The 11,932-nt window shown below is 70.0% G+C and carries 11 protein-coding genes; 5 read left to right on the plus strand and 6 right to left on the minus strand.

Going from position 1 to position 11,932, the window contains the following annotated elements; all coding sequences use genetic code 11:
- Positions 1 to 248: 248 nt before the first annotated feature.
- From C503_RS44945 to C503_RS0126115, 3 genes are all read right to left on the minus strand, one after another.
- The gene (locus C503_RS44945; protein WP_018685169.1) at positions 249 to 422 is read right to left on the minus strand and encodes a DUF397 domain-containing protein; all 174 of its coding nucleotides are present in this window, start codon (positions 420 to 422) and stop codon (positions 249 to 251) included.
- Positions 412 to 1,173, minus strand: a complete 762-nt coding sequence (locus tag C503_RS40925; protein WP_018685170.1) for a DUF5753 domain-containing protein — start codon at positions 1,171 to 1,173, stop codon at positions 412 to 414. Before C503_RS40925 ends, C503_RS44945 begins: the two co-directional genes overlap by 11 nt.
- A 90-nt stretch (positions 1,174 to 1,263) precedes the next feature.
- Positions 1,264 to 1,650: an SCO5389 family protein gene (locus C503_RS0126115; protein ID WP_026316711.1), complete on the minus strand. Its 387-nt coding sequence runs from the start codon at positions 1,648 to 1,650 to the stop codon at positions 1,264 to 1,266.
- A 162-nt stretch (positions 1,651 to 1,812) separates the two neighbouring features.
- Here C503_RS0126115 and C503_RS0126120 point away from each other — a divergent pair, with 162 nt between their 5' ends.
- The 5 genes from C503_RS0126120 (at position 1,813) to clpX (ending at position 7,361) form a co-directional block, all read left to right on the plus strand.
- On the plus strand, positions 1,813 to 2,829 hold the full coding sequence (locus C503_RS0126120) for an LLM class flavin-dependent oxidoreductase (RefSeq protein ID WP_018685172.1): 1,017 nt from the start codon (positions 1,813 to 1,815) through the stop codon (positions 2,827 to 2,829).
- A gap of 96 nt (positions 2,830 to 2,925) precedes the next feature.
- Complete coding sequence (tig, locus tag C503_RS0126125; protein WP_018685173.1) at positions 2,926 to 4,356, plus strand: trigger factor; 1,431 nt, start codon at positions 2,926 to 2,928, stop codon at positions 4,354 to 4,356.
- A gap of 141 nt (positions 4,357 to 4,497) precedes the next feature.
- The gene (locus C503_RS0126130; protein ID WP_281170536.1) at positions 4,498 to 5,106 is read left to right on the plus strand and encodes an ATP-dependent Clp protease proteolytic subunit; all 609 of its coding nucleotides are present in this window, start codon (positions 4,498 to 4,500) and stop codon (positions 5,104 to 5,106) included.
- A gap of 36 nt (positions 5,107 to 5,142) precedes the next feature.
- Positions 5,143 to 5,772: an ATP-dependent Clp protease proteolytic subunit gene (locus C503_RS0126135; RefSeq protein WP_018685175.1), complete on the plus strand. Its 630-nt coding sequence runs from the start codon at positions 5,143 to 5,145 to the stop codon at positions 5,770 to 5,772.
- Between the two features lie 296 nt (positions 5,773 to 6,068).
- Complete coding sequence (gene clpX, locus C503_RS0126140; RefSeq protein ID WP_018685176.1) at positions 6,069 to 7,361, plus strand: ATP-dependent Clp protease ATP-binding subunit ClpX; 1,293 nt, start codon at positions 6,069 to 6,071, stop codon at positions 7,359 to 7,361.
- A gap of 1,127 nt (positions 7,362 to 8,488) precedes the next feature.
- Here clpX and C503_RS0126145 read toward each other — a convergent pair.
- The 3 genes from C503_RS0126145 to C503_RS0126155 form a co-directional block, all read right to left on the minus strand.
- Positions 8,489 to 9,364, minus strand: coding sequence for an alpha/beta hydrolase (locus C503_RS0126145; RefSeq protein WP_018685177.1), 876 nt, complete (start codon positions 9,362 to 9,364; stop codon positions 8,489 to 8,491).
- A gap of 211 nt (positions 9,365 to 9,575) precedes the next feature.
- Entirely contained in the window at positions 9,576 to 10,397 is an 822-nt protein-coding gene (gene fdhD / locus C503_RS0126150; protein ID WP_018685178.1) for a formate dehydrogenase accessory sulfurtransferase FdhD, read from the minus strand.
- Between the two features lie 80 nt (positions 10,398 to 10,477).
- Positions 10,478 to 11,818 carry an alpha-lytic protease prodomain-containing protein gene (locus C503_RS0126155; RefSeq protein WP_026316713.1) on the minus strand — a complete coding sequence of 447 codons (1,341 nt, stop codon included), beginning with the start codon at positions 11,816 to 11,818 and terminating at the stop codon, positions 10,478 to 10,480.
- Between the last annotated feature and the right edge of the window lie 114 nt (positions 11,819 to 11,932).

Raw genomic sequence — 11,932 nt, forward strand, 5'->3', positions numbered from 1 at the left:
CGCGGGTCGTGGTTGTCGTTGTCATCGTTGTGGTCGTGGCCGCGCTAGCGGTGGTCGTGGTCGGCCTGGTCGTGGTGGTGACGTTGCTCGATGCCCCAGTGGGGTGGGTTGTCGAGCAACCTGCCAGACCGAGGATGAGGGCCGCGCTGGCGGAGAGAGGCAGAGCGGTACGTCGCATGACGCGATGATCGTGTGACTTTGGGTGGTTGTTACGAGCGGCCCCCGGCTCTCACCGGGGGCCGCGGTGCTCAACGGATGATCCGGCCAGCCTGAACGGCCGTCAAGAGCGCCGAGACATCGGCGCGCAGGATCGGGCCCGCCGGGTTCTTGCTGTCCCGGACCGCGTCTCGGTCGCTGCGGACCTCGATGCAGCTGTTGTTCGCGCCGCTCCGCTGTGCCTTACGCCACTTTTCAGCCTCCACTTGTGTCCTCCAGTTGTGCGATGCGCCTACGCACGATGGTCGCAGATGACTCGTCGTCGAGCGCCGCTGACCAGCGCCGTTCGAACGCGGTCCGATAGATCTCGACCTCCGCCTGTTCGTGCAGGTAGGTGGCGTCGGTCAATGCCTCGATGTAGACCCGAGCGATCGAGGGTTCGGCCAACGTGATGAGGGTGAAGTTCACGCCGAGCGCGCGGTGCGCGCCTGAGGCGAACGGAAGGATTCGGATCGCGACCGCTGGCGACCGAGTGACCTCCAGGAGGTACGCGAGCTGGTCGTGCAATGTCCGAGGGCCGCCGACCTCGCGATGGAGCGCGGCCTCGCCGAGTAGCACTCGGAGACGTGGCGGGTTCGGGCTGGACAGGATGGCGCGTCTGGCGGCGCGGGCGGCAAGTCGGTCGCCGAGGTCGTCGTCGCCTTCAGTCGCGAGTACGGCCGCGCTGTATTCGTCGGTCGCGACGAGCGCGTGCAGCAGCGTCTCGTCGAAGTAGTCGATCGACATGGCTTGACGTTCGAGCGTGACGTAGGTCTGGGCGAAGTCCGCGACGCGGCTCGGGGTCTCGCGCTTGCGGGCGGCATCGTCGAGCAGGTGCAGGGTGGCTCGCTCGTCGGGCGTGACGCCGTAGAGGTCGGCGAGCTTGTCGACCTCCGCCTTCGCCAGTGTTCGGTCGCCTGCCTCGACTCGTGCGAGTTTGCCGGTGTACCAGCCGAGCGCTCGGTCGGGGACCGACACCGTGGGCCGGGTGCGTCCGGCGGAGGAGGGCAGGGGGCGGCACGGCGGGAGGTCGCTTCCCGCGGGGAGTGGGCACGCCCCCTGCCGGGCTCAGCAGTCGCGCAGTTCGGGCGACTGGTTCAGGAGCTGGCCGCGCGGCGAGATGAACGCGCGGTACCGGTCGCCATCCACCGCGGCGGGGGTGAACGCGGCCACCCGGTGGCAGTTCTGGAACGCCAGCTTCACGCCGAAGTGCCGTTCCAGGCCGCCGCGGATGGCGTCGGAGGCCAGCGCGCGCAGCAGCTGCCCGCGTTCGGCCTCGCTCGGCGGCGGGGTCTCGTTGTCGGCGAAGCCGCTCGCGTCGACCGAGGTCGCGACCGACGAGATCACCTGCCAGGCGTACGGCAGCGAGTCGCGCACACAGGCGACGAACTCGGCGTCGTCCACCGGACCGGCTTCCGCGCGCGCCAACAGGTCCGCGGGCACATCGAGAGACATCCGCACCTCCACACCCAGGTAGGCAGGCTTGCCTCACTCCGTCGTACCGTCCCCTTGAACACTGGACAAGATCCGCGCGCACACGCCACTGGAACGGCCCAACCGCGATCACCCGGACGCCGCTTGCCCCGGCGGCCACCCGGTCGGTACCCCCTGGTTCCCATGTCCCAGCCCGATTTCCGGCTCGGCGCGTTCCTGCTCGCGCCGCGCTTCCCCGGCCAGACCGACCACGCCGCCCTCGACCGCGCCACCCGCCTCGCGGTGGCCGCCGAACACGCGGGCCTGGACGAGGTGTGGGTCGCCGAGCACCACTTCATGCCCTACGGCACCTGCCCCGACGCCCTGACCCTCGCCGCCTACCTGCTCGGCCGCACCGAGCGCCTGCATGTCGGCACCGCCGTCAGCGTCCTCACCACCGCCCACCCCGTCGCGCTCGCCGAACGCGCCCGCCTGCTCGCCACCGTCGCCAGCGGCCGCTTCCGGCTCGGCGTCGGCCGCGGCGGCCCCTGGGTCGACATCGAGGTCTTCGGCTCCTCCCTCGACCGCTACGACCGCGGCCTGCCCGCCGCCCTCGACCTGCTGCGCGCCGCCCTCGCCGACCCCACCGTCACCGGCACCGCCGACTTCCCCTTCCGAGAGGTCCCGCTCGTGCCCACCCCGGCCGCCCCGCCCACCCTCCACCTGGCCTGCACCTCCACCGCCTCCGTCGAGCTGGCCGCGGCCCGCGGCCTGCCCATGCTGCTCGGCATGCACATGACCGACCAGGAGAAACGCGCCTTCGTCGACCACTACCGCGCCCACGGCGGTCCCACCGACGCCGACCACGTCTCCACCGTCGTCGCACACGTCGCCGACACCCGCGAACAGGCCGTCGCCGACGTCCTCGCCGCCGCCCCCGGCTGGCTCGCCGCCGGCCTCGCCGCGCACATCCCCGTCGACGACCGCCCCCGCCCGAGCCGTGATCCACTGGCATACGCCCGGCTGCTGTGCGACCTTCACCCCGTCGGCGATCCCGCCCACTGCGCGCGCAGGCTCGCCGAGGGCGCGCGGGTCAGCGGGATCGACCACGTCATCGCGATGGTCGAGGCGACCGGCTCGGCCGAGCACGCCCGCCGCACGCTCGACCACCTCGGGGCCCGGCGTACCCCACCCGGGCCCGACCTGGGCAAGCTCGCCTAGACTCGGGGGCTGATCCGGGCCCGGTGCCGAACCAGGCGAGCCGGCCGGTCGCCACAGTCCCTACGCAGTCCCAGTCAGCCGCACGAGGAGACCACGTTGAAGAGCACCGTCGAGCAGCTGAGCCCGACGCGGGTCCGGATCAACGTCGAGGTGCCGTTCGACGAGCTCAAGCCGAACTTCGACCGCGCCTACCGCAAGCTCGCGAGCCAGGTCCGCATCCCCGGCTTCCGGCCGGGCAAGGCCCCCGCCCGGGTCATCGAGTCCCGCATCGGCCGCGCGCCCATCCTGGACGAGGTGGTCAACGAGGCGATCCCGGCCAAATACCTTGAGGCCGTCAACGCGGGCGAGGTCAAGACCCTCGGCCAGCCCGACATCGAGGTCACGAAGCTGGAGGACGGCGACCACATCGCCTTCACCGCCGAGGTCGACGTGCGCCCCGACATCACCCTGCCCGCCTTCGGCGAGTTCGCCGTCACGGTGGACGACCTTGAGCTCGCCGACACCGAGGTGGACGAGCAGCTCGACGAGCTGCGCGCCCGGTTCGGCACGCTCACCGGCGCCGACCGCCCGGTCGAGGACGGCGACTTCGTCTCCGTCGACCTGTCGGCCACTGTGGACGGTGTGGACGTGCCGGAGGCCAAGACCGGCGGCCTGTCCTACGAGGTCGGCTCCGGCGAGCTGATCGACGGCATCGACGCCGCCCTCGTCGGCGCCGCCGCAGGCGAGACCAAGACCTTCGGCACCACCCTGGTCGCAGGCGAGTACGCGGGCCGCGAGGCCGAGGTCTCGGTCACCGTGCAGACGGTCAAGGTGCGCGAGCTGCCCGCGCCGGACGACGAGTTCGCCCAGCTCGCCAGCGAGTTCGACACCATCGAGGAGCTGCGCGCCGACCTGCGCGAGCGGCTCACCCGGGTCAAGCGCATGCAGCAGGGCGTGCAGGCCCGCGACAAGGTCCTCGACGCGCTGCTTGAGGTCGTCGAGGTGCCGCTGCCGGACAAGGTCGTACAGGCCGAGGTGGACAACCGCATGCACGACGCGGTCCACCCGTTCGACCACGACGAGGCCAAGCTCGACGAGTACCTCGCCACCCAGGACAAGACCCGCGAGGACTTCGACACCGAGGTGCGCGAGGACTCCGAGAAGTCGGTCAAGACCCAGCTCATCCTGGACGCCATCGCCGAGGCCGAGGGCGTGCAGGTGTCCGACGCCGAGCTGACCGAGCGGATCATCTACCAGGCCCAGCGCTTCGGCGTCAGCCCGGACGAGTACGTGCAGCGGGCCCAGCAGTCCGGCCAGCTCGGCGCGATCTTCGCCGACGTGCGCCGGGGCAAGGCGCTGGCCACCGTGGTGCGCCAGGCCACCGTCACCGACGCCACCGGCAACGCCGTCGACCTGAGCGAGCTGTTCGGCGCTCCCGACAATGACGCCGACGACGACACCGACACGGCCGTCGAGGCTGTGGAGTCCGTCGAGTCCGGTGAGGACACCGGCACCACCAAGGCGGACAGCGAGACCGTCGCCGGGTGACACCCGGTCGGGTGGGAACTCTTTGACGCTCTGAGCGAAAGTGGGCGGTGTCGGGAAGTCGGCGCCGCCCGCCTTCGTTAATGTCGGATCGTAGAGATCAGTAGTACCGAGCCAGAGACTCTCCGGAGAAGGCAGGCAGACGTGTCGCAGCACCACTCGCCCCACATGCGGTCCGCCACCGCGGGGCTCAACCTGAACGACTCGGTGTACGAGCGGCTGCTCCGCGAGCGCATCGTCTTCCTCGGCTCCGAGGTCGACGACGACATCGCCAACCGCATCACCGCGCAGCTGCTGCTGCTCGCCGCCGAGGACCCCGAGCGGGACATCACGTTCTACATCAACTCGCCGGGCGGCTCGGTCACCGCGGGCATGGCGATCTACGACACGATGCAGCTCATCGAGCCGGACGTGGCGACCTGGGGGATGGGCCTGGCCGCCTCCATGGGCCAGTTCCTGCTGGCCTCCGGCACCCCCGGCAAGCGCTACGCCCTGCCGCACACCCGGATCATGATGCACCAGCCGTCCGCGGGCGTCGGCGGTACGGCGTCCGACATCGCGATCCGCGCCCAGGTCTACGCCAAGTGGAAGTACGAGATGGCGCTGATCACCGCGGAGCAGACCGGCCAGACGGTGGAGAAGGTCACCGCGGACGCCGACCGCGACCGCTGGTTCACCGCCGAGGAGGCCAAGGAATACGGCTTCATCGACCACATCGTGAGCCGGGTCGCGCAGACCCCCTCCTCGAACTGACCGGCCGCGGACGCAAGAGAAACCCAGGAGCACCACGTGAGTGAACTTCACCTCCCGCAGTCCCGGTACGTGCTGCCGTCCTTCGTGGAGCGCACGAGCTACGGGGTCAAGGAGTCCAACCCGTACAACAAGCTCTTCGAGGAGCGGGTCATCTTCGTCGGCGTCCAGATCGACGACGCCTCGGCGAACGACGTGATGGCCCAGCTCATCTACCTGGAGTCCACGGACCCGGACCGGGACATCCTGATGTACATCAACTCGCCGGGTGGCTCGTTCACCTCGCTGATGGCCATCTACGACACCATGCAGTACGTCCGGCCCGACATCCAGACGTTCTGCCTGGGCCAGGCCGCCTCCGCGGCCGCCGTGCTGCTCGCCGCGGGCACCCCCGGCAAGCGGTTCGCGCTGCCCAACGTGCGCGTGCTCATCCACCAGCCGTCCACCGAGGGCGTCTACGGCCAGGTCTCCGACCTGGAGATCCAGGCCGCCGAGATCCAGCGGGTGCGCGCCGCCCTGGAGACCACCCTGGCCCGGCACACCGGCCGGGACCTGGAGCAGGTCCGCCAGGACATCGAGCGGGACAAGATCCTCACCGCGGCCGAGGCCAAGGAATACGGCATCATCGACGAGGTGCTGCCGTACCGGAAGGCCTCCGCCAAGGGCTGACTGGGCGAAATCCCTCGCCTGGGGAGGCGAACGGTCGAAAAGACCCGACACGCGGGCCGTACCCGGCCTACCGTGTTCGACTAGGTCAGATGGGCAGATCGGGCCGCGTCGGTCGTCTGCTTCTCCCGCAGGGCGGGGGAGGGCGGGTACCGTCGAGGGCAACGGTCGCGACCGGTCCGGCCACGCGGCGGATTCCCGGAGCACATCCGGGCTTCCCGCGGCGCGGCCGGCCGGGCGTAGCCGACACACAGCAGGCGCACACCCCTGTGCGCCGGAGGGGACAGAGGTCAGCGGTCATGGCACGTATCGGTGACGGCGGAGACCTGCTCAAGTGTTCTTTCTGCGGGAAGAGCCAGAAGCAGGTGAAAAAGCTCATCGCCGGTCCCGGCGTGTACATCTGTGATGAGTGCATCGACCTCTGCAACGAGATCATCGAGGAGGAGCTCGCCGAGGCGGGCGACGTCAAACTCGACGAGCTGCCCAAGCCCGCCGAGATCCACGACTTCCTCGACCAGTACGTCATCGGCCAGGACGACGCCAAGCGCTCGCTGGCCGTGGCGGTCTACAACCACTACAAACGCATCCAGGCCGGTGACCGCGCCCGCCCCGAGGGCCGCGAGTCCCGCGAGGAGACCGTCGAGCTGGCCAAGTCGAACATCCTCATGCTCGGCCCCACCGGCTGCGGCAAGACCTACCTCGCCCAGACCCTGGCCAAGCTGCTCAACGTCCCGTTCGCCATCGCCGACGCCACCGCGCTGACCGAGGCGGGCTACGTCGGCGAGGACGTCGAGAACATCCTGCTCAAGCTGATCCAGGCCGCCGACTACGACGTCAAGCGCGCCGAGACCGGCATCATCTACATCGACGAGGTCGACAAGATCGCCCGCAAGAGCGAGAACCCGTCGATCACCCGCGACGTGTCGGGCGAGGGCGTGCAGCAGGCCCTGCTCAAGATCCTGGAGGGCACCACCGCCAGCGTCCCCCCGCAGGGCGGCCGCAAGCACCCCCACCAGGAGTTCATCCAGATCGACACCACGAACGTCCTGTTCATCGTGGCGGGCGCGTTCGCGGGCCTGGAGAAGATCATCCAGGACCGGGTCGGCAAGCGCGGCCTCGGCTTCGGCGCCGAGATCCGCTCCAAGGCCGACATCGACGCCGCCGACATGTTCGCCGACACCATGCCCGAGGACCTGATCAAGTTCGGCCTGATCCCCGAGTTCATCGGCCGCCTGCCGGTCCTGGCCAGCGTGACCAACCTGGACAAGGTCTCCCTCGTCCAGATCCTCACCGAGCCGCGCAACGCCCTGGTCAAGCAGTACCAGAAGCTCTTCGAGATGGACGGCGTCGAACTGGAGTTCACCGACACCGCCCTGGAAGCGGTCGCCGACCAGGCCATCCTGCGCGGCACGGGCGCTCGTGGGCTGCGGGCCATCATGGAGGAGGTCCTGCAGTCGGTCATGTACGACATCCCGAGCCGCACGGACGTGGCCAAGGTCGTCATCACCGAGCAGACGGTCCGCGAGAACGTGAACCCCACGATCGTCGCCCGCCAGCCCTCCCGCCGCGAACGCCGCGAAAAGTCCGCCTGACCTGTTGACAAACGCTCCAGCAGCGCCCCGCCTTTCGGCGGGGCGCTGCTGTTTACCAGGGGTCATATCCGGCTTCACCCCGTCGTGTTCTTGTCACCTGAGAGTGCTTCCTCGGCTGGCTTGCGACGGAGGATTGTGCACTCAGGGTCAGGTTTTCCTCACCGCATCAGGCGATGTGGACACGGAACTTTCGTCGGCGTGTCGTTCGTTGCGAGTTGAGGTTGTGCGAGCGCGAGGGAAAGTAATCGTGAGCGCGGGAAGGGGCGTGGGAGCGCGGAGATCATCGGACGAAGGCTGTGGGGACATGGCAGGCGGGGCGTCGGGACGTGACTGAGGGCGCGGCCAGGACAAGGAACCGGCGGAAACGTGAGTCCAAGCGGCCCGGCCCCAGCAGCCACACCGTCAGCCGCGACTGACGTTGGCTGCGACCGGCAGCCGCCTTACCGCCCTACCGGCCTGAGGGCCCACCCCCGACGTCCCACTGACGTCCTAGCGTGGCGACTGGCCGTGGCTGCCCAGCATCCCGGCCGGGATGCTGGGCCCGGGGACGCCGGGCGGTGGGCCTGCCCAGCTAGGCAGGGTTGTCCATGGGAAGGCTCCGGGCCGAACCGCCACAGGGAAGCCCGCGTGGCTGGCCTCCCCGCGATGGACCACCGGCCCTGATCCCTACACGCCGCCGAGCTGGCCGCCGACTCCCCAAAGCCACGCCCGGCCTCTGGCCCGCGCGACAGGCGCTGTCCCTGGCCGCCGTGCCTACTCAACCCTGGCCTGCAACCCGGTTCAGTCGGCACGCTGAGCTGCCAGCACAGCAAGCGGCCAGTCGGCACACCGGCCTGCCCGAGCCAGTTGCGGTTCCCGTTTGGCTGGCGGCGCCACGTCCGCGTCCACCGCGCTAGCGATCGCCGCGACTCGGATGAGCTGGGGCGGACCCCAGCGGGGATCTGGGCACGGTCAACGGCTGGGTGGCGGCGTCCATCGGGCAGACAAGCCTGGGGCACGAGCGACCGGACGCCGTCCGGTCATCGAGCCGCCGATACAGCCATGCACCGATCGGATGAATCAGGTCTCCGAAAGCCGAGTTGCTGCTCAGCGCAAAGCTGGCTCAGCGGCAAGCCCGAACAGCAGCCTCAAGCCTTGGCAGCCGAAACCGGAACGTGTTTCCCCAGGAAGTCCAGCACCGACGGCACGATCCCCCGATAGAACGAATCCCCATGCCCCCCAGGCCCCGTGAACGCCACCTCCGGCCGCGCCAGCCGGATGAACTTGCGCGCGCCCTCGATGAAGTGGTCCTCGGTCCCACACCAGATCCCCACCGGTGTCCGCCCCAGCTTGTCCGTGTTGCGCAGCGGATCCAGCTGCGCCCACTCCTGGTTGTTCTTGAACGCCCGCCGAGTGCTCATCTCCCGCCACGACATCAACAGCCCAGGCGAGATAGCCGCCACCGCCGCCACCGGCTGCCGTACCTCCTGTCGCCGCCGCGCGTACAGCAAAGCCCCGAACCCGCCCATCGACACCCCCGCGCACGCGAACGGCGTACCGGACGCGTCTCCCAGCCCGCGCTCACGCAGCCACCGAGGCACCTCGTCCAGCAGCATCCCCATCGGGTTGTCACCCACATGGTTCTCGTGCCAGTAGTTGTCCCCCCCGTCCAGGGCGACGAACGCGAACGGCGGCAGCGAACCCTCCTGCACCCGCGTCGCCAGTGTGCGGGCCAGGCCGGACGGTGCGGCATGGGCGGCGTCGCCGCGTAGGCCGTGCAGGAACAGGCAGACCGGCAGGTTCCGGGGAGCGTCCGCAGGCAGGATCGTGACCATGGTGACGTCCGTGCCGCGCGCCATCGAACGCACGCGTTCGGTCCGGATGATCGGGTCCGTGTCGTCGGCGCCCAGGGCCCGCGCCATCACGTCCAGGACGGGCAGGGTGCCGGTGGCGGCGCCGAGGGCGATGCCGGAGGTGGCGGCGGCGGCCGCGCCCGCGACCAGTAGTGACCGCCGTTTCAGCATGACCCCTCCGTGGTTCCCCGCCACCCACTGGACGGAAGTGGGTCACCGCGACGTGCAGTTCCCACCGCCTGACCACCTCATCGTGGGAAGTGGTCCAGACGTTTCTCGGTTCAGACACGCAGTGTGCCCGCGATCGGGTGAAATGTCCCCTGAACAGCCCAATGTCTCGACGGTTGTCGCTTACCTCACGTTCCCGTCGACCCGGGCAACCTCAGGCAATACGGGCATCCCCGGTGTAAAGGTTCATCGTGTCGCCGCGCAGGAACCCCACCAGGGTCATGCCCTGCTCCTCGGCCAACGACACGGCGAGTGACGACGGCGCCGACACGGCCGCGAGCACCGGCACCCCCGCCATCGCCGCCTTCTGCACCAGCTCGAACGACGCGCGCCCCGACACCAACAGCACCGTCCCCGTCAACGGCACCCGGTCCTGCAACACCGCCCACCCCAGGACTTTGTCCACCGCGTTGTGCCTACCGACGTCCTCGCGCACCACGAGCACGTCACCGTCCGCCGTGAACAGACCCGCCCCGTGCAGGCCGCCCGTGCTGCCGAACACCTTCTGCCGCTCCAGCAACACCTCCGGCAACCCGGCCAACACCGACGGCGACACCCGCACCGGATCGGCGGCGGGGGAGTGGCGCGTCTTCAGCCGCACCGCGTCCAAAGCGGCCTTCCCGCACACCCCGCACGACGACGTCGTGTAGAAGTTGCGCTCCACACCGGTCTCCGGCGGCGGCACCCCCTCCGCCAGCGCCACGTCCAGCACGTTGTAGGTGTTGCGTCCCTCGTCGTCCACCCCGTCGCAGTACCGCGCCACGGCCACATCGGACCGGTCGCCGATCACGCCCTCGGTGAGCAGGAACCCGTGCGCCAGCTCCACATCGTGGCCCGGCGTGCGCATGGTGACCGCCAGTGCCCGACCACCCACCCGCAGCTCCAACGGCTCCTCCGCCGCCAGCGCGTCCGGCCTGCTGTGCCGCCCCTGCGGCGTCACCCGGACCACCGGCCTGCGCACCGTCACCCGTCCCATGTGTCCAGAGTAGGTCCGGGCGAGACGAAAGCCGCCCCCGACGGTGGACGTCGGGGGCGGCTTCGCCTAGCGGGAGCTGTTTACTGACGCGCCCACAGCGAGGGCACGTTCGGCGGCTCCCAGCCCGGGAGCGAGTAGTGACCCTGGATGGCCCGGTAGGACACACCGCTGTAGGTCACGGTCGCGCCCGCCGCGTAGTTCGTGTACGGCGCCCACGAGGTGTTGCCCGGCGGGGTGCCCGGCGTGGTCGTGGTGGTGTTGCTGGTCGGCGGCGTGCTGCCACCGGTCAGCAGGCGCGCGCCGGTCGCCGACAGGATCGGCAGCAGCGGCTGGAAGTAGAAGGTGCCGCCCGAGGTGCAGTTGCCGGAGCCACCGGAGGTGACGCCCTGCGCCTGGTCGCCCGCCAGCCACGAACCACCCGAGTCGCCGGGCTCGGCGCACGCGTTGGTCCGGGTCAGGCCGTTGACGGAGCCTTCCTGGTAGTTCACGGTGGCGTTCTTCTGCTGGATGGTGCCGCAGTGCCAGCCGGTGGTGGAGCCCGAGCGGCACACCGACGCGCCGATGGCGGCCTCGGTGCTGCCCCCGACGGTCACGTTCGTGCCGCCGTAGTGGTTGACCAGCGGCCGCGGGGTGTTGCCCGCCGCGACGCGCACGTAGCCGTAGTCGTTGCCCGGGAAGCGCGAGGTGACGACCGAGCCGGTGGGCTGGGTGGTCGCCGTGCCCGGGGTGCCGCAGTGGCCCGCGGTGACGAAGCCGTCGGTCACCGGGAAGCCGATGGAGCAGCGGCTGCCGCCGTTGAAGTAGTACGCGTTGCCGCCGATGACGTCGATCAGCGTCCGGGGCTGCTCGGCCGAGGCCTCCACCCGGATCGCCGACGCGTCCACGCCGCTGGCCTTGGCCCACGCCTGCGCCGCGCCCTCGCTGCCCGGCTTGGCCAGCACGACCACCGCGTTCGTGCTGACGTCGACGTACCAGCCGGGGATGCTCTTCGGCGCGGCCTGCGAGTTGCCGTCCAGCCGGGACTTGCCGGAGTTCAGCGCGGCCTCGCTGCGGGCCACCACCTTCGGGGTCGCGCCGAGGCCGCGAACCTGGTCGGCCTTGCTCGCGTCGGTCAGCGCGACGGTCAGCCTGTCGGCTCCGGAGTCCAACCACGCGCCACCGAACGCGCTGCCCAGGGAGCCGCGCAGGGCACCCTCGGCCGCGACGGCCTTGTGCTCCCGGGCCAGGCGTTGGCGCGCCTGCTCGGGGCTGAGCTTCAGGTCACGGGCCATGGCCACGAGCATGTCGGGGCTGGCCGCGTCGGCCACTGCGATCGGGGCGGCGCTCTGGCCAGCGGTCGCCGAGGGGGTTAGGACGAACGCGGTCGTCAGACCGGCCGCCGTCAGTGCTGCCATGGCGGCAGCGGTCAACTTTCGATTCATCACGCTCTCCTAGCGAGGGCGAGTTGTGCAGGGTAGACACCGACGGTAAGAGCCGGATGACCCATATTGGTACATACCAATAGAGTCATACCTCCTTATTCCGACATTAATGGG

It is taken from the genome of Actinokineospora enzanensis DSM 44649 (assembly GCF_000374445.1).
Lineage (GTDB): Bacteria > Actinomycetota > Actinomycetes > Mycobacteriales > Pseudonocardiaceae > Actinokineospora > Actinokineospora enzanensis.

Excerpts from the sequence above, each read along its gene's own strand:
- C503_RS0126115 (WP_026316711.1), bottom strand. The coding sequence starts at position 1,650 with ATGTCTCTCGATGTGCCCGCGGACCTGTTGGCGCGCGCGGAAGCCGGT.
- C503_RS0126120 (WP_018685172.1), top strand. The coding sequence starts at position 1,813 with ATGTCCCAGCCCGATTTCCGGCTCGGCGCGTTCCTGCTCGCGCCGCGC.
- clpX (WP_018685176.1), top strand. The coding sequence starts at position 6,069 with ATGGCACGTATCGGTGACGGCGGAGACCTGCTCAAGTGTTCTTTCTGC.
- C503_RS0126145 (WP_018685177.1), bottom strand. The coding sequence starts at position 9,364 with ATGCTGAAACGGCGGTCACTACTGGTCGCGGGCGCGGCCGCCGCCGCC.
- fdhD (WP_018685178.1), bottom strand. The coding sequence starts at position 10,397 with ATGGGACGGGTGACGGTGCGCAGGCCGGTGGTCCGGGTGACGCCGCAG.
- C503_RS0126155 (WP_026316713.1), bottom strand. The coding sequence starts at position 11,818 with ATGAATCGAAAGTTGACCGCTGCCGCCATGGCAGCACTGACGGCGGCC.